The organism is Streptomyces albus subsp. chlorinus (assembly GCF_013302895.1).
In the GTDB taxonomy this organism is placed as follows: Bacteria; Actinomycetota; Actinomycetes; order Streptomycetales; family Streptomycetaceae; genus Streptomyces; species Streptomyces chlorinus.
Window position 1 is genome coordinate 5920074 of the sequence record NZ_VJOK01000001.1, and the last position, 17499, is coordinate 5937572.

General features: G+C 74.0%; 14 protein-coding genes and 1 pseudogene. 11 read left to right on the forward strand and 4 right to left on the reverse strand.

The genetic code is table 11. The features are described from left to right. Nucleotides 1-13: 13 nt before the first annotated feature. Nucleotides 14-289, forward strand: coding sequence for a DUF3099 domain-containing protein (locus FM076_RS25700; RefSeq protein ID WP_243274637.1), 276 nt, complete (start codon nt 14-16; stop codon nt 287-289). A 19-nt stretch (nt 290-308) separates the two neighbouring features. Here FM076_RS25700 and FM076_RS25705 read toward each other — a convergent pair whose 3' ends face one another. Continuing rightward, nucleotides 309-1193, reverse strand: coding sequence for a PaaX family transcriptional regulator C-terminal domain-containing protein (locus tag FM076_RS25705; protein WP_173873282.1), 885 nt, complete (start codon nt 1191-1193; stop codon nt 309-311). A gap of 5 nt (nt 1194-1198) precedes the next feature. After that, the gene (locus FM076_RS25710) at nt 1199-2941 is read right to left on the reverse strand and encodes an AMP-binding protein (RefSeq protein ID WP_173873283.1); all 1743 of its coding nucleotides are present in this window, start codon (nt 2939-2941) and stop codon (nt 1199-1201) included. Nucleotides 2942-3319: 378 nt separating this feature from the next. On the opposite strand from FM076_RS25710, the pseudogene FM076_RS35380 reads away from it, so the two are divergent. From FM076_RS35380 to FM076_RS25720, 3 genes and pseudogenes are all read left to right on the forward strand, one after another. Beyond that, nucleotides 3320-3437 (forward strand): annotated as a pseudogene (locus tag FM076_RS35380) (acyl-CoA dehydrogenase); the annotation flags it as partial. Between the two features lie 42 nt (nt 3438-3479). Continuing rightward, a complete protein-coding gene (locus FM076_RS25715; protein WP_173873284.1) occupies nt 3480-4661 on the forward strand; it encodes an acyl-CoA dehydrogenase family protein in 1182 nt (393 codons plus the stop codon). Between the two features lie 269 nt (nt 4662-4930). Further along, the gene (locus FM076_RS25720) at nt 4931-5341 is read left to right on the forward strand and encodes a RidA family protein (RefSeq protein ID WP_345945226.1); all 411 of its coding nucleotides are present in this window, start codon (nt 4931-4933) and stop codon (nt 5339-5341) included. A gap of 57 nt (nt 5342-5398) precedes the next feature. Here FM076_RS25720 and FM076_RS25725 read toward each other — a convergent pair whose 3' ends face one another. Next, nucleotides 5399-5965 (reverse strand): CGNR zinc finger domain-containing protein, encoded by a 567-nt coding sequence (locus FM076_RS25725; RefSeq protein WP_428815019.1) that lies wholly within the window; start codon nt 5963-5965, stop codon nt 5399-5401. A 68-nt stretch (nt 5966-6033) separates the two neighbouring features. Between FM076_RS25725 and FM076_RS25730 the strand changes: the two genes are divergently transcribed. Further along, nucleotides 6034-7305, forward strand: coding sequence for an MFS transporter (locus tag FM076_RS25730; RefSeq protein WP_173873286.1), 1272 nt, complete (start codon nt 6034-6036; stop codon nt 7303-7305). A 121-nt stretch (nt 7306-7426) separates the two neighbouring features. Here the strand turns inward: FM076_RS25730 and FM076_RS34735 are convergent, their stop codons facing one another. Continuing rightward, nucleotides 7427-8707 (reverse strand): cytochrome P450, encoded by a 1281-nt coding sequence (locus FM076_RS34735; RefSeq protein ID WP_173873287.1) that lies wholly within the window; start codon nt 8705-8707, stop codon nt 7427-7429. A 417-nt stretch (nt 8708-9124) separates the two neighbouring features. Between FM076_RS34735 and FM076_RS25740 the strand changes: the two genes are divergently transcribed. The 6 genes from FM076_RS25740 (at nt 9125) to FM076_RS25770 (ending at nt 17380) form a co-directional block, all read left to right on the forward strand. After that, a complete protein-coding gene (locus FM076_RS25740; protein ID WP_173873288.1) occupies nt 9125-10447 on the forward strand; it encodes an FAD-dependent oxidoreductase in 1323 nt (440 codons plus the stop codon). 474 nt (nt 10448-10921) lie between these two features. After that, nucleotides 10922-11842 carry a sugar phosphate isomerase/epimerase family protein gene (locus tag FM076_RS25745; protein ID WP_173873289.1) on the forward strand — a complete coding sequence of 307 codons (921 nt, stop codon included), beginning with the start codon at nt 10922-10924 and terminating at the stop codon, nt 11840-11842. Nucleotides 11843-12302: 460 nt separating this feature from the next. Continuing rightward, on the forward strand, nt 12303-13304 hold the full coding sequence (locus tag FM076_RS25755; protein WP_173873290.1) for a Gfo/Idh/MocA family protein: 1002 nt from the start codon (nt 12303-12305) through the stop codon (nt 13302-13304). A 173-nt stretch (nt 13305-13477) separates the two neighbouring features. Next, nucleotides 13478-14134: a Crp/Fnr family transcriptional regulator gene (locus FM076_RS25760; RefSeq protein WP_173873291.1), complete on the forward strand. Its 657-nt coding sequence runs from the start codon at nt 13478-13480 to the stop codon at nt 14132-14134. A gap of 148 nt (nt 14135-14282) precedes the next feature. Continuing rightward, a complete protein-coding gene (locus tag FM076_RS25765) occupies nt 14283-15206 on the forward strand; it encodes a hypothetical protein (protein WP_173873292.1) in 924 nt (307 codons plus the stop codon). Nucleotides 15207-15292: 86 nt separating this feature from the next. Further along, the gene (locus tag FM076_RS25770) at nt 15293-17380 is read left to right on the forward strand and encodes a hypothetical protein (protein WP_243274638.1); all 2088 of its coding nucleotides are present in this window, start codon (nt 15293-15295) and stop codon (nt 17378-17380) included. Nucleotides 17381-17499 lie beyond the last annotated feature (119 nt).

A 17499-nucleotide genomic window follows, 5' to 3' on the forward strand; every position in this document is an offset into this window, starting at 1 on the left:
GGGACGGTGAACCATGTACGCACGCAGGCGGCGGCGGTACTTCGCGCTGATGGCGGTCTGCCTGGTGCTGTTCGTCAGCGCCTGGGCGTTCGTGCGGCTGTGGTCGGTGCCCGCGGCCATCGGGATGTGCGCGGTGGCCATGGTCATCCCGCCGTTCGCCGCGATCATCGGCAACCGCCGCGAGCCCGACGACCGCTGGTGGGACGAGCCGCCCCCGGACCGCTCCGCCGGCACCCCCGGCGAGGGAGCGGACGGGGAGGGAGCGGACCGGGAGCGCGGGCGCCGCTGAGCCGCCGCGGCCTGGGACGTCACCGGCCCAGCGCGCGCGTGCACTCCTCGCGCACATAGGCGAACCCCGCGTCGCGCAGTCTCTCGTGCAGGGCGAAGAAGACCTTGGCCGCGCGTTCGCCGGGCCACCGCTTGGGCAGCAGAGCCGGCGGCAGCCCGGGATCCGCGTAGGGGAGGCGGCGCCAGGCGTCCAGGGCCGGCAGGTAGTCGCGGTAGGCGGCCTCGGGCGGGGTGCTGGTCCGCCGCGTCCAGCGGCGCAGCACCGGATCGTGCGCGGCCAGGAAAGCGCGGTGCCGTTCGGCGAGTTCGTCCAGGTCCCACCAGCGGGCCACCGTCCGCGCGGTCGGGGCGAACCCGGTGTGCTCGCCCCGGAAGAGGTCGACGTAGGGGGCCAGTCCGAGCCGGTCCAGGGTGTGCCGGGTCTCCTCCTCCAGATGGGAGGGGGCGATCCAGACGCCGGGAGCGGCGTTGCCGAAGCCGAGCCGGCTCAGCCGCGACCGCAGCACGTGCCGCCGGTCGCGTTCGCTCTCGGGAACGGAGAAGACGGCCAGCAGCCAGCTGCCGTCCGGCTCGGGGCGGGTGTAGATGCGCCGGTCCCCGTCCGCGAGGAGCTGCGCGGCGGCGGGCGAGGGGCGGTAGGCGGCCACCTTGCTCCCGGGCCGGTCGGCGGTCAGCAGCCCGCGCCGCTTGAGCCGGGAGACGGCCGAGCGCACCGACGGGGCGTCCACCCCCACGGTCTTCAGCAGCCGGATGAGGGCCGCGACGGGGACGGTGCCTGCGGCCTCCACGTCGCGCCCGTAGGCGCCGTAGAAGGTGAGGATGAGGGAGCCGGGGGAGGACCTGGGCTGCGGGCTCCCCGAGGTCCCGACGACCCGGGCGAGCTGCGACGACGCGTTCTGTACCACGTGCGTCACTCTAGATCCGCCTCGGGGCGTGCCCGGGGGGATTCCGCCTGTGATCCGTACGACTCCCGCAGCCGGTGGCGCTGGAGCTTGCCGGTGGGGGTGCGGGGCAGGGCGGTCGCGAAGACGACCTCGCGCGGACACTTGTACGGGGCCAGTTCGGCGCGGACGAACCTCCGCAGCCGCTCGCCCAACTCCTCGCCCCCCGCCACTCCTGGCGCCGGGACCACATGGGCCACCACCACCTGGCCCCGCCGCTCGTCGGGGCGGCCCACCACGGCCGCCTCCGCCACGTCCGGGTGGCGCAGCAGCACCTCCTCGACCTCGGGACCGGCGATGTTGCAGCCCGCGGAGACGATCATGTCGTCGGCGCGTGCGACGTAACGGAAGTAGCCCTCCTCGTCCCGCACATAGGTATCCCCGGTCAGGTTCCAGCCCTCGCGCACGTAGACACGCTGCCGCTCGTCCGCCAGGTAGCGGCAGCCGACCGGGCCCCGGACGGCCAGCAGTCCCGGGGTGCCGTCCGGGACCGGCACCAGCCTCCCCGCGTCGTCCTCGGCGACGATCCGCGCCTCGTAGCCCGGGACCGGCACGCCGGTGCGGCCGGGCCGGACCGCCTCGTCCGGTGCGGAGAGGAAGATGTGGAGCATCTCGGTGGCGCCGATGCCGTCGATGATCCGCAGCCCCGTCCGCGCGAACCAGGCCCGCCAGGTCGCGGCGGGCAGGTGCTCGCCGGCCGAGACGCAGCGGCGCAGCGACGACAGGTCGCAGGAGGTGTCCTCCAGCCGCGCCAGCATGGCCCGGTAGGCGGTGGGCGCCGTGAACAGCACCGAGACGCGGTGGGTGCCGATCACCTCCAGGGTCCGCTCCGCTCCGCTCCACTGCTCCAGCAGCGCGGAGGCGCCCGCGCGCAGCGGGAAGACCACCAGTCCGCCGAGGCCGAAGGTGAAGCCCAGCGGCGGGGTGCCCGCGAACACGTCGTCCCGGCGCGGGCGCAGCACGCGGGCCGCGAAGGTGTCGGCGACGGCCAGCACGTCGCGGTGGAAGTGCGCACAGCCCTTGGGCGCTCCGGTGGTGCCCGAGGTGAACGCGATCAGCGCCACGTCGTCCGCCGCCGTCGGCACCGCCGCGAACCGGTCCGGCTTGCCCTCGGCCACCCGCAGCACATCGGACGTGCCGCCCGCGCCGAACAGCCCGGTGCGCAGTCCGGGCACCCGGGCCCTGGCCAGTTCGCCGGCCGAGCGGACGTCGCACAGGGCGTGGGAGACCCGCGCGATGCGGCAGATGGCGGCCAGTTCGCGGGCCCGCTGCGCCGCCAGCACCGTCACCGCGACGGCACCCGCCTTCATCACCGCGAGCCAGCAGGCGGCCAGCTGGGGGCTGGTGGGCCCGCGCAGGAGGACCCGGTTGCCGGGGACGACACCCATCTCGTCCCGCAGGACGTGGGCCAGCCGGTCCACCTGGGAGCGCAGTTGCCCGTAGGTCCACAGGCCGCGCGGCGACGGCGCACCGGTGGTGGAGGGCACGCCGCCGAAGTGGAAGGCCGGGCGGTCCGGGCCCAGCCGTTCGGCCGTGCGGTCCACGAGTTCCACGCCGCAGTTGAGGCGCGGGGGGTAGTGCAGGGCGGGATCGTCCAGGAGGATGTCGGGCCACTGGTCCGGGGGCGGAAGGTGGTCCCGGGCGAAGGTGTCCACGTGTGCGGTGCCGCCGTGTGCCGACGGAGTCGATGACGCGGATGGAGTCGGGCTCATGACCGGTCTACCCCCTCGCGGGCGGCATGGGAGGACGGCGGTGCCGGTGCGGCACCGGTCGCGGCGCCGGTGTGGCGAGTGGCGTTGAGCGTATCGTCATGGTGACGGCAGTCAATGGTCCGCGATAGACAAGAGGCCGAGACCGACTCCAGGAGCACGCCGGACAGCGCGGTCCGCGCCGCGGACCGGATCCGTGCGCGGCCCGCGCCGAGGGGAGACGCCATGTCCGCCACCGCACCGAAGCCGCCACCGTCCCCGCGGACCTCGCCACCCCCGTGGACGTCCTCACCCCCGGGAACCTCCTCGCCCCCGCCGGCCGCCCCGCCCCCGGAACCGGCGTTCGCGCTCACCCCCGGACAGCGGGAATGGTGCGCCCGGTTGCGGACGCTGGGGGCCGAACGGCTGCGCCCGCTCGCGGAGTCGGGCGAGCCCGGACGCGTCAACCGGCCCCTGCTGCGCGCGCTGGGCAAGCTGGGCCCTGCTCGCCCGTGCGGTCCCCGACCCGCACCCGGACCGCCCCGACCCGCACCCGGATCGCTTGGACCGCCCCGACCCGCACCCGGACCGCTCCCGCCGCCCCGACGAGCAAGGCCGCCCCCGCCGCCCGGACGACCACAACGACCCGGACCGCCCCGTCCGCACCGGCGCCCCGGACGGGACCGACCGCCGCACTCGTCCCGCCCCGCGCACGAGTGCGCTCGAACTGTGCCTCCTGCGCGAGTCGTTGGCCTACTCCTGTCCGGAGGCCGAGACCGCCCTCGCCCTCCAGGGGCTCGGCGCCGGGCCCGTCGCGGACGCCGGTACCGAGCGGCAGCGCGCCCGCTGGCTGCCCGAGGCCGCGGCCGGACGCGCGGTGGCGGCCTTCGCGCTGAGCGAGCCGGGAGCGGGCAGCGACGCCGCCGCCCTCGCGCTGCGCGCCGAACCGGAGGCCGGCGGCGGAGCCCGGCGCTGGCGGCTGACCGGGACCAAGACGTGGATCTCCAACGCGCCCTGGGCCGACTTCTACACCGTGTTCGCCCGCACCGGTCCGGACCCCGGCCCGCGCGGCGTCACCGCCTTCCTCGTCCCCGCCGACCGCCCCGGCCTGAGCGGGGAACCGCTCGACATGCTCGCGCCGCACGCCCTGGGAACCCTCACCTTCGACGGCGTACCCGTCACCGGCGACGACCTGCTCGGCGAGCCCGGACACGGCTTCGGCGTGGCCATGCGCACCCTCAACCTCTTCCGGCCCAGCGTGGGGGCGTTCGCCGTCGGCATGGCGCAGGCGGCGCTGGACGCCTCCCTCGCCCATGCCGCCGAGCGGCCCGCCTTCGGCGGCGTCCTGCGCGACCTCCAGTCCGTCTCCCACCAGTTGGCGGAGATGGCCACCCGTACGGAGGCCGCGCGGCTGCTGGTGTACGCGGCGGCCTGCGCGTACGACGGCAGCGGCGGCACGGGCCGCGACCTCCCGCGCCGCGCCGCGATGGCCAAGCTGCTGGCCACCGAGACCGCGCAGTACGTGGTGGACGCCGCCGTCCAGATCCACGGCGCGGCGGCCCTCCGCCGGGGGCATCTCCTCGAACACCTCTACAGGGAGGTGCGCGCGCCGCGCATCTACGAGGGAGCGAGCGAAGTGCAGCGGTCGCTCATCGCGAGAGAGCTGTTCAAGCAGCTCCACGAGGAGCGGGCCGCCGTGCGGACACCGCCCCCGCCCAGCACGAAGGGGAGCAGCACCGCATGACACCCTCCGCCCCCGACGGCCCGCCCTCTGAGGACCCGCCGCATGATGACTCCCGGCCAGGCGGCCCCCGTCCGCGAACCTCCCGTCCCGCCGACTCCGGTCCGGACGACTCCCGTTCTGACAGCACCTGTCCGGACGACTCCCGTTCTGACAGCACCTGTCCGGACGCCTCCCGTTCTGACAGCACCTGTCCCCAAGGCACCTGTCCCCAGGGCGCTCGTCCGCAAGACGCCCGCTCGCAGGGCTCCCGTCCCAACGGCGGCGCTCCCGTGAGCGGGTGCCGTCTGCGGCGCGTCAACCCGCCCGCGCTCTCCCCGCCGCGCGGCTTCTCGCACGCGGTGACGGCCGCCGCCGGCTCCCGGCTGGTCTTCCTCGCGGGGCAGACGGCGCTGGACGGTGCGGGCCGGGTGGCGGCGGACACGCTGCCCGGTCAGTTCCGCCTCGCCCTGGGCAATCTGCTGGCCGCCCTCACCGACTGCGGCGGCACCCCGGCCGACCTCGCGCGTGTCACCGTCTACACCACCGATGTCGCCGCCTACCGCCACCACGCCCCCGAACTCGGCCGGATCTGGCGGGAGCTGGCGGGTCGCGACTATCCGGCGATGGCGGTCATCGGCGCGGTACGGCTGTGGGACGAGGACGCCCGCATCGAACTGGACGGCATCGCGGTGCTGCCCTGAACGGCCGCCTTCGGCCCCCGGCGTCCCTCGGCCGTCCTCGGCCGCCCCCCGATCCCGTCAGGGATCTTCCCGTGCGGCACGGCGGCGCCGGTGGGCGGCGACCCGTGCGCGGGTGGCGCAGGCCCGGGAGCAGTACCGCCGTGCGGCTCCCGGGCCGCCGCCCAGATAGAGCCGGCGGCAGCCGGGGGCCGCGCACACGCCCCAGGCCACACCGCCGCGCTCGCTCAGCAGCCGGGCGAGGGCCAGCGCGCTGCCCGCCGTGAACCAGTCGGCCCAGCCCGCGTCGTCGCCCCGGTCCACGTGCAGATGCCAGGCGTGGCCGTCGTGCCTGCTCAGCCGGGGGCGGGCGCCGCAGCGCTCCAGCAGCGCGTTGAGCGCGCCGGCCGCCCGGTCGGTGTCGCTCTCGGCAAGTACGCGGTCGGTCAGTTCGACGACGGCACTCCGCAGGGCCTCCGCCTCCGCGGCGGTGAGGCTCGCCAGGTCCCGTTCGGTCTCCCCGTGCCGCGCCAGTACGGCGGCCAGCCCGTCCCGGGACAGCGCGGGATCGTCCCGTACGGCGTTCGCCAGCTCGATCAGCCGCTCACCGGGCCGGAACCCCCCTGGGGGCTGTGCGTCCTCCTTCACGTAACGCATTATATGGATAAGGCGTTACGACGGCACGCCCGACGGGGAGCCGGACGGGAGGGACGGTGATGAGGGCCTACCTGACGACGGCCTTCCTGGCGCGGCTGGCGGACGAGGGGGTGGGCGTGGCGCTCGCCCTGCTGGCGCTGGCGCGCACGGGCAGCCCCGCACCGGGCGCCTTCGTCCTCACCGCCTGGCTGGCACCGCACGCCCTGGCGGCCCCACTGGTGGGTGACCTGGCCGAACGCGCCCGCCACCGGCGCCTCTTCCACGGCTGCGCGCTGACCGCCTTCGCGGCGGCCATCGCGGTGCTCGGACTGACCGTGGGCCGCGCCGCGACGCCGCTCGTCCTGGCCGCCGCGCTGCTCGGCGGCAGCGCCGGACCCGTCGTCACCGGGAGCCTCTCCAGCCTGGTCGCCGGCCTCGTCCCCGAGGGCCCCGCGCGCACCCGCGCCTACGCCCTGGACGCCACCACCTACAACGCGGCCGCCGTCCTGGCCCCGGCCGCCGTCACCGCCACCGCGGCGGCCACCTCTCCCGGCCTGGCCACAGCGCTTCTGGCGGCCTCCGCGGCCGGTGCAGCGCTGACCGCGACCCTGCTCCTTCCGGCCCCCGCACCCACGTCCGCCCCCGCACCCATGTCCGCCCCCGCGCCCACACCCACGCCCGCACGCGGACCCGCGACCACTCCCGCCGCGACAGGTGCGCCGGCCCCCACACCGGCTTCCGCACCCGTTTCCGGGCCGCCCCTCCCCTTCCGCCACCGGCTCGCCGCCGGGGTACGGGCGTTGGGGCGGGTGCCGCAACTGCGGGCCGTCACCCTGGCCACCTGTGTCGCCTTCCTCGGACTCGGCGGGCTCCCCGTCGTCGCCGTACTCCTCGCCGTGGAACAGGGGAACGCCGAGGGAGGCGGGGTGCTCCTGGCGGCGTTCGCGGTGGGCGGGCTGGCCGGGTCGCTCGGGGCCGCCCGGTGGCGCGGGGCACCGGAACCGGGGCGGCTCGCGCTGGGCGGTCTGCTGACGACGGGGTGCGCGCTGGCGGCAGCGGCGGTGATGCCCGCGTTCGGGGCGGCTGTCGTCCTGTTCGCCGTCGCCGGGCTGGGTGACGGGCCACTGCTCACCGCGACCCTGCGCATCCGCGCGGACCACGCGCCCGAGTCCGTCCGCACCCAGGTCTTCACCCTCGGCGCCGGACTCAAGCTGACGGCCGCCGCGGCCGGTGCCGCCCTCGTGGGTACCCTCTCCGCCCTGCCGCCCCGTGCCCTCGTCCTCGCGGTCGCCGCCCTCCAACTCGCCGCCGCAGTGCTCCTGCGCACGCTCGCCAGGACGCCGGACCGATGACGCACCGGACCGGTCACGTACCGGATCCATGAGGTACCGGATCCATGAGGTACCGGATCCATGAGGTACCGGCCCGGTTGACGTACCGGACCGGTGACGTACCGGACCGATGTCGCGGACCTCAGACGAAGGCCGCCCGGTGCGGCCGGCGCGGCGGCCGGGTCTCGAAGGTGACGGGGAGTTCCTGGAGGCCCGCGGCGACGTGGAGGTGGGTGAGGGTGCCGGTGGAGCCGGGATGCCAGGGCAGGGTCTCCAGCGGCCGGGCGGCGGTCAGCCCGGGCAGGCGGCGCAGTACGGCGGCCAGCGCGGTGCGGCACAGCGGGACGGCCAGGTGGGTGCCCAGGCAGTAATGGGGTCCGTGGGCGAACACGACGTCCTGCTCGTAGGCCCGGGACAGTTCCAGCCGGTTGGGGCGGGCGAAGCGTGCCGGGTCCCGGTTGGCGAGCGCCAGGTGGAGGAGCACGGCGTCCCCCGCCTCAAGTTCGATGCCGGCCAGTTCCGTCGTCCGGGTGGCGAAGCGCGGCATGGTGGCGGCCAGGGGGCTGGTGAAGCGCAGCAGTTCGTCGGTGCCGGCGGTGACCAGGTCGTGGTCGGCGAGCAGCGTGGGCCGCTGCCACAGGCTGTACAGACTTGCGGTCAGGAAGTCGCTGACCGGCTCGCAGGCGGCCACCAGCAACAGGAAGAGGGTCGAGGTGAGTTCGCCGTCGTCGAAGCCCTCGGCGTCGGCGCGGGCGATGAGGTCGCTCACCGCGTCGGGGCCCGGTCTGCGCCGTTTGACCGCCACCAGGTCGTGCAGCAGCTCGCTCACCGCCTCCCGCTCGGCGCCGTACCGGCGGCGTTCGGGGGAACCGGCGGGGGAGAAGACGGGTGACGGTGTCAGGCGCGGCAGTGTCCGCACCCGGCGGGCGAACTCGGGCGGGTATCCGTAGAGTTCGGTGACCGTGCTGACGGCGAACGGGCGCGCGAAGTCCCGTACCAGGTCGGCGTGGTCGCGTGCGGTGATCCGGTCGAGCCGCTCCTCGGCCAGCCGCGCCGCGCGGGCGAGGCCGGCCCGCAGCCGCTCGGTGGTCAGCGCCACGGCGCCCAGCGCGCGCAGTCGCCGGTGCCGGTCGCCGTCCGCGTTGAGCATGCTGCGGACGATGCTGTCGGTGACGTGGGGTCCGGTGAAGGCGAGGTGGCGCCGCCAGCGTTCGCCGCCGTACGCGACGGGCTTGCGGAGGACGGGGTCGGTCAGGGCTTGCCGGACGGCGGCGTACCCGGTGGCCACCCATGCCGTGGAGCCGTCCGGCAGCTCCGTCCGCCACACCGGGGGTTCACCGCTGGTGTCGATGCCCTCCGCCGCGGGGCTGAGCCGCACGCGCGCGTCCATCAGGAGCGACGTGCCCGGTCCGGCAGTGATCACGGAGCCACCTCCTCCGAGGGGTTACCATGCGTCACTTTCCAGCACTCTGCGTAGCGAACCCTCTTCCTCGCGACCTTCGCCCGCAGGGATGGGGCGGACGCGCGGGCTGACGTGCCCGCTGGCGCACGGGCCGACGCGCGGGCTGACGTGCCGCTGATGTGCGGGCTGACGTACCGGCGGCCTGCCGTTGGGTGTTGCCGGACGGTGGGGCTGGACGAGCCGGTGGGCCGGGTGATCCGTCAAGGGACGGGGTCGGGCAGGGGAGGGGAGGGGAGGGAAGGGGCCGTGAACGGGTGGGGCGGGGGCGGGGCGTCTACACCCGGGTCGGCCGGGTGGCCCGTCGGGAGCGGGGGCGTTGACGGCCGGACCGGCGGGTGGTGGTGTGGGGGCCCAGCGCGGGAGACCGGAGGAGGCAGGGTGCGGATCGTCGTCGTCGGAGCGGGGATCGTCGGTGCGGCCACGGCGTACGAACTGGTGCGCGCGGGCGCGGAGACCGTGCTGGTCGACGCGGCACGCGAGGGCCGGGCCACCTCGGCGGGCGCCGGCATCATCTGCCCCTGGACCGGCCGCGACGAGGAACCGCTGCCGACCGCGGGAGCCGGGCACTACCCGCGACTGCTGGCGGCGCTCGCCGAGGACGGTCAGGGCGACGTCGGCCACCGCGGGGTCGGTGCGCTCCTCCTGCTGCCCCCGGACCCGGACGAGGCCGCACGGACAATCGCGCGGGTCACCGCCCGCGCGGCGGCCGACCCGCACGCGGGCGAGGTCACCACCGTGGACGCCACCGAGGCCCGCCGCCTCTTCCCCGCCCTCGCCCCCGCGTCCGGCAGCACGGAATCGAGCGGCGGTCCGATACCGAGCGGCGGCCCGATGCCGAGCGGCGGCCCGATGCCGAGCGGCGGCCCGATGCCGAGCGGCGGTCGGGCACCGGCCGGAGGTGCGGCATCCAGCGACGGTGCGGCATCGAGCGGCGGTATGGCATCGAGCGGTGGTGCGGCACCAGCCGGCGGGGGCGGGTTCACCGGCCGCGCCCTGCACATATCCGGCGCCGCCCGGCTGGACGGGCGGCGGATGTGCGCCGCACTGGTGGCGGCGGCGGAGCGGTACGGGCTGCGGACGGTCCGCGGCACGGCCCGTATCGAGACCCGCGGCGGCCGGGTGCGCGGCGTGCGGGTGGACGGCGAACCGCTTGCGGCCGACGCGGTGGTGGCCGCGGCGGGTGCCTGGTCGCCCGCGCTGCTGGAGCCCGTCGGGGTCCGCGTTCCTGTCGTCCCGCAGCGCGGTCAGATCGCGCATCTGCGGCTGCCCGGTGCCGACACCACGCACTGGCCGGTGGTCCTGCCGGGTACCGGCCATTACCTGCTGACGTTCGACGACTCCCGCGTCGTCGCGGGCGCCACCCGCGAGGAGGGCACCGGCTTCGACCACCGGGTCACCGCGCAGGGCCTGGCCGAGGTGCTGAACCAGGCCCTCGCCGTCGCGCCGGGCCTGGCCTCGGCCACCCTCGTGGAGACCCGGGTCGGGTTCCGCCCCGCGGCCCCGGACGGGCAGCCGCTGCTGGGTACGGTGCCGGAGCCGGCCGGGCTGGTCGTCGCCAACGGGCTGGGCCCGGCCGGGCTGACGGCGGGCCCGTACGCGGGTGCCGTCGCCGCCGCCCTCGCCCTCGGCCGCGAACCGGGCCTCGACCTGTCGCCGTACGACCCGCTGCGGGACGCGGTGCGAACCACCCGGACCACCTGAACCGCCGGAACTGCCGCCCCCGACCCGCGCCCCTGCTCCGGCTCCGAACGGCTGCTCCGCTGCTCCCGCTCCGTTTTGCTGCGCCGCGATCGGGCGCGCGGAGCCGCGCGCTTCCCGCCGAACGGCTCCGAGCCGCGGAGCCCTCCGCCGGGTGCTCACGTGACGGGGACGCCTGCCGTCGACGGGTGACGTCCGCCCGAGCCATGAGACGCACCCGGGCGGGACAAGCTCGGGCGGGGCAAGCTCGGCGGGGCAAGCCGAGGCTCGACAAGCTCGGGCCCGGCAGGATCGGGCCGACAAACTCAGGGGGCAAGTCCAGGTCCGGGTACACATGTTCGCCTGACAAAGTCCTTAAGTCCTTATGTCAGGACGAAGTCTTGACAGTGCTCGCCGCGGCCCCGCAGGCTGAGCCGACGACATCGCTAACCAGCGCCTTCCCGGTCACCGCCGGCCGGGGGGAGGAGAACCGCACCCATGTCCGCACCGCGTCCGGCCACCCCCGTACTCGACAGGCTCCGCGTCGGATCGGCACCCGACTCGTGGGGCGTCTGGTTCCCCGACGACGACCAGCAGGTCCCCTGGCAGCGGTTCATGGACGAGGTGGCCGAAGCCGGTTACGAGTGGATCGAGCTGGGTCCGTACGGCTATCTGCCCACCGATCCGGCCGTGCTCCGCGAGGAGACCGCCCGGCGGGGGCTGCAGGTCTCCGCCGGCACCGTCTTCACCTCGCTGCACCACGGCCCGGCCGTCTGGGACGCCACCTGGGAGCACGTGGCGCGAGTGGCCGCGCTCGCCCGTGCCATGGACGCCTCCCACCTCGTCGTCATCCCCTCCTTCTGGCGCGACGACAAGACCGCCGAGGAGTTGGAGCCGCACGAGCTGACCGCCGAGCAGTGGCGGCACCAGGCCGCCGGCATGGAACGGCTCGCCCGGCAAGTGCGCGAGGAGTACGGCCTCGGCATCGTCGTCCACCCGCACGCCGACACCCATATCGACACCGAGGAGAACGTCACCCGCTTCCTGGACGCCACCGACGGCGACCTGGTGCGGCTGTGCCTGGACACCGGCCACTACGCCTACTGCGGCGGCGACAGCGTCAAGCTCATCAGGACCTACGGCGAACGCATCGGCTATCTGCACCTCAAGCAGGTGGACCCCGACATCCTGGCCGAGGTCCACGCCAACGGCACCCCGTTCGGGCCGGCCGTGCGGCAGGGCGTGATGTGCGAGCCGCCGCACGGCGTGCCGGAGCTGCCGCCCGTACTGGAGGCGGCCCAGGAACTGGGCGTGGACCTCTTCGCCATCGTCGAGCAGGACATGTACCCCTGCCCGCCGGACCGCCCCTTTCCCATCGCCGAACGCACCCGCCGCTTCCTGCGCTCCTGCGGCGCCTGACGCCCATGACGACAGGCACGGCCCCCCGCTCCCTCGGCGCCGCCACGCCCCTCTCGCCCCCCACCTGAATGATGATCGTCAGCGGGCGGAGACGCTCGCCGCCGGGCGGACCGGGCGGACCGGGCGGACCGGGCGGACCGGGCGGACCGGGCGGACCGGGCGGACCGGGCGGACCGGGCCGACCGAGCCACCGAACGGACCGAGCCGACCGAACGAGGTGCCGGGGGCCGACTGTCGGCCCGCCCCTCCCCGCCGACGCCGCCCTCACGCACCACCGCCGCGGGGCACCCGGCACAGGAGGACCGGGGGCCGGGAGCACGACCGCGGTGCGCGGGCGATCGGCGCGCCGCCACCCCCCAGATCCGACCCGACCCGACCCGGCTCGTCCCGACCCGACCCGACTCGTCAAGACTCGACCTGACCCCGACTCGCCCCGCCGAGACAACCGCAAGGACCTGAGATGAAGATCGGCCTCATCGGCACCGGACGCATCGGCGCCTTCCATGCCGCGACCCTCAAGACCGTCCCCGGCGTCACGGCTGTCACCGTCGCCGACGTCGACACCGCCCGCGCCCAGGCACTCGCCGCCTCCCTGGAGGTGGACGCCGCCCGCACCATCGACCAGCTGTACGCCGGGGGGCTGGACGGTGTCGTCATCGCCGCCGCGACCAGTGCCCACGCCGACCTCATCCACCAGGCGCTCGACCACGAGGTGCCGGTCTTCTGCGAGAAGCCCGTGGCACTCGACGTCCGCGGCACCCGCGCCGTCGCCGACCGCGCGGAGAGCGGCACGGTCCCCGTCCAGGTCGGCTTCCAGCGCCGGTTCGACGCCGGGTACCGGGCCGCCCGCGAAGCCGTCCGCTCCGGCGCGCTGGGCCGGCTGCACACCCTGCGCGCCTGCACCAGTGACCAGGCGCCGCCGCCCGCCGCCTACATCCCGACCTCCGGCGGGCTCTTCCGGGACTGCGGCATCCACGACTTCGACATCCTGCGCTGGGTCACCGGCCGCGAGGTCGTCTCGGTCTACGCGCTGGGCGCCAACCGCGGTGAGGACTTCTTCGCGGCCGGCGACGACGTGGACACCTGCGCCGTGGTGATGCGGTTCGACGACGACACCCTGGCCACCGTCACCGCCACCCGCTACAACGGCGCCGGCTACGACGTACGCCTGGAGGTGTGCGGCTCGCACGACACCCGCGTCGTCGGCCTCGACGACCGCGCCCCGCTGCCCACCGCCGAGCCGCACCTGACGTGGCAGCGGGGCACGCCCTACACGACGTTCATGGAACGCTTCCACGACGCCTACGTCGCTGAACTCGGCGCCTTCGTGGAACTGGCCGCGGGCCGCACCGCCAACCCCTGCTCCCCCGGCGAGGCCCTCCAGGCCCTCTACATCGCCGAGGCCTGCGACCTCTCCCGCCGCAAGGGCGAGCCGGTGGCGGTGGCGGATGTGAGGGGCTGACCACAGGCGTCAGCCCGGGTCGCTGGTGGCCAGGGTTGCCGGGTGTGAGGGTTCCCACCGGAGAGGAAGCCTTTTCGCCGGATGGAAGCATTCCGGCCTCTTCGTCTGTCGCGTAAGCGCGGAATGCGGAGTTCCGCGCTTACCTCGCATGCTTCTCCTCTAGCGTGACCCGCATGAGCGAGGAAAGCTCCCTCTCGGTGTCACCTCTTCGCGCCTTGGTACCGCACAAGGAGTGGGCAGGGCTGACACGCTATCCGCTGCAAACCTTTCTGTCGGGCCGGGCGCTGCTTCGGCAGGGAGGCAGGGGAACTCATGTGCTCGCGCTGGTCCGCGGTCTGGTGAAGGTGGTCCGGACCGACCGTGACGGGCGGCAGCGGTTGCTGGCCTTCCGCGGGGAGGGCGAGATCCTCGGCGAGATGGCGCTCCAGAACGACGGTGTGCGGCTGGCCGACGTGTGGGCCATGACCGATTGCCAAGCATCCATCGTGCCCGCCGCGGATTTCCAGCGCTTCGTCCACGAACACCGGCTCGCCTTTCCGCTCGCCGTGATGGCCTTCAACCGCCTGCGGGAGCAGACCGAGGTCCACGACGGGGACATACACGAACGGCTCGCCATGGCGCTGCTCCGCCTTGTCGAGGTCTCCGGCGGAGACACCTCCTTCTCTCTCACCAGGGAAGAACTGGCCCAGCACATCGCCGTGGGCCGCAAGGCCGTCAGCAAAGCACTGGAAAGGCTCGGGCCGGACCGGGTGACGGCCGGGAAGAGCCGGATCGAGGTGGTCAGTGTGGAAGGGCTGCGCCAGACGGTGGCCAGTCGCGTCGGCATCTGAGCGCGAAGTGACCCACGTCACTCCTCTTCTGGTCCTGTGGAGCGGAACGCCACCGCACCCGCTGTGAAGCTCGACATGCGCGACGACACATGCACGAGCGTTCCCGCCCGGTCTCCACGTGGCCGGGCAGGCTTCACAGAGGAGTGACATGCGCGAGTTCGACAGTGCGCTACCCCAGCAGATCACCGGTCCGTACACCCGCAGCCGTGCGCTGCCTCCCTATCGGGGCATCCTGGCCGTGGACGCAAAGGACTTCACGGGACGCCCGGCGATCGAGCACGAAGCCGTCAGCCGCGCCGTACCCGAACTCCTCAAGACCGCGCTGTCCAGGGCGGAGCTGAGGGACATCTGGGACGGCCGCACGTTCCCCGCCTCGACCGGTGACGGTTACGTCTTCGGGTTCGACCCCAGGCGCATGCCCTTCGTGATCCACCCGTTGCTGCACACGCTCCAGGACGTACTGACCGACTTCAACGTCCTGTCCCACGGGGCGGTGCCCATCCGGCTCCGGGTCAGTCTGCACGTCGGTCCGCTGCCCGAGACCGGGGACGAGTTCGGCGGCAACGGGACAGCGCGCAACGACACGCACCGGCTGCTCGACTCGCACCCGGTCAAAGCTGTGCTCGCCTCTCACAAGGAGAACATCACCCACGTCGCGGCCATCCTCTCCGACCGCTGCTACGAAGACGCGGTCGCCAGCGGGTACACCGGGCGTCATCCCGACCACTTCGTGGAGGTGGCCGCGACGGTCAGCGGCAAGCCGTTCTCCCAGCGGGCCTGGATCTACGTACCCCACCCGTCCGGACCCCTGTACGAAGAGCTTTCGGACGGCGTCAGCGCTCCGGAGCCCGTCCGGGAAGCCGTCCATCCGCCCGAGGAGGCCACGGCGACGACTCCGCAGGTGAGCAACAGCGCCCCCAACGGCAACCTCAACACCGGCACCGTCCACGGTGGGCAGAGCGTGGGCAACTACCACGTCGCCGGGGATCACGTCGAAGGCAACAAGGCGGGCCGTGTCCGCGGCTTCCAGGGGGACCAGGTCCGTGGCAACAAGTACCAGGGGCGACAGTGACCCCGGGGGAAGGGACGGGCACGGCTCAGCTGCCGGGCCCGCCGTCGGCCGCGCCGGAACCCCCGCCCGACGACGGAGTGCTCCGCATGGAGACGGAGCACGACGTCTCCGAGCTGCTCGACGCCATCAGAGGCTCCGCGGGGGCCAGAGGCCCCTTCGTGTACGCCCCGCACGGGAACATCAACGCGGGCTCCGTCCACGGCGGTCAACGTGTGCACAACGGGTCCGCCGCTGAGGGGCGGAAACCGCGGGAAGGCAGGGTACGCGAGGGCCCCATCCCGGAGGCGGAAGTACGGGCCGCCGCCTTCGGGTTCGCGCAGCCCGACTGGTTCGGCACGGCCCTGCAGAAGCTGAAGCAGGGGCCGCTCTTCCTGGCCGGGCGGCCGGGGTCCGGCCGCCGCACCGCGGCGCTCAACCTCCTGCGGGCCAGCTGTGGGGGAACCGCTCCGCTGCGGGCACTGGACAGCGTCACCGAACTGGACCGCTGGCAGCCCACCGACGCGTCGGCACGTGGCTATCTGATGGACGGCCTCTTCCCGTCCCGGCCCCTCGGCCCCGGTGTGCTGGGCCATGTGCGCTCGCTGCTGAAGAAGGCCGGGGCGCACATGGTGATCGTGCTGCCGGACGACGCGGCCCTGCTGCGCCGCATCGAGCAGGACCTCCACGTCAGCCCCACGGTGTGCGTCCCGCCGCCGCCCTCCCGGGTGTTCGGCAGCTGTTTCGAAGCGATGGTCCCGGACCAGCGGGAGCGGGAGCGTCTGCTGTCAGCGTTGAAGGGGCGCCACGAGCTGGGCGATCTGCTGGTGCCGGAGCTGGTGCCGGCCGAGGTGGTGGAACTGGTGTCGGCCATCGTCGCGGCCGACGGCGACGCGGACGCGCTCGGTGACGTGGGGGCGCGGCTGAGCTACCGGGCCGAGCGGGAAGTCCCGGCCCTCATGGAAAAGCTGCGCGATGATCCCGACGCCCTGGCCTTCTTGCTGGCCGCTTGTGTCTACGAGGGGTTGGATCACCGGCTTGTCAGGGAGGAGGCCGACCGGCTGCTGAAGCTGTCCGAGGGCCGTCTGACGGCTGTGCTGCCGGGGACGGACCCACAAGGAGCCGAGAAGGCCGACCGGCCCAACCCCGGCTTCGTCTTCCGGCGTTCCCTGACGGAACTGCTGCATGCCGTCCGTGCCGTCCCGCGGGAACGCGAGATCCGTACGGAGGGAGCGTATGCGCACAGCGTGGAAGCGGTCGTGTTCGTCAGGCACCGGCAGGCCGAGGCGGTCCTCAGGCATGTGTGGCGCGAGTACGGACAGTTGTCGGAACTCCTGATCGAGTGGCTGCGGGAAGTGGACCGCTCCAGTGAACTCACCCGCGCCGTCGGCCAGTTCGTGGGCGGGGCGGCGAAGTGGGGAGGCGGACGGCGCGCACTGCGGCACATCCGTGCTTTCGCCGAGTCCGAGCGCACGACCAGCCGCCTCATCGCGGCGAACGCGCTGGGAATCGCGGCCGAGGACCCCGTGCTGGTCGCCGAGGTGCGCTACCGCCTGCAGGAGTGGAGCATGGCGGTCGACGTGCGTCTGAGGACCACGGTGGCCTACGCCTGCGGTGCGGAGTTCGGGCTCTCACGTCCCGACCTGGCACTGCAACTCCTGCACACCCTCCTCCTCGGGGTGCGGGACCGCCCGGGTGAGGAGGACCGCGTGGACGACGACAAAGTCCTGCTGGCCGTCCGGGTGGCGCTGGCGAGCCTGTTCCAGGCCGGTAACGAGGCGAAGGTGTTCGGTCGGCTACTCGAATGGCTGGACGCGGAGCGGGGCGACACGGAGCAGGTGCTCGCACTGTTCGCCCAGTTGCTCCACTCACCCCAGTGGTTCATGCGGAACCTCGCCGAGGAGACCCCGGACGCCGCGTCGATAGTGGAAACCGTCCGCCGCGCCTTGAACGCGGACAGCACGTTCGACACGACCTGCCGGGCATTGCTGCGCTGGGCCGAGCAGGGCCGATGGGACGAAATGCCGTTCCGGGCGATGGAAAACTTGTGTGCCGCTTTGGCTCGTTCCCTGCGATCCGGCGAATTCCGGTTGTTCGTGGAAATGGAGGAGAGGGGCACGGAAGGCTGGGCCGGGCTGGGCACGGCGCGGGCTTCGCTCAGCAGGTGGCGCGCCGGCGGACACCGGGAGGCGGTATGAGCGACGAATCGCAGATGCGTCTCTTCGTCCGGTCCACCAGGCCGCCCTGGCGGGAAATCCTCGGTCATCGCTGGTCCGGGGCGAGGGATTGGTCGCTCGTGCTCAGAGACGCGGCCGGG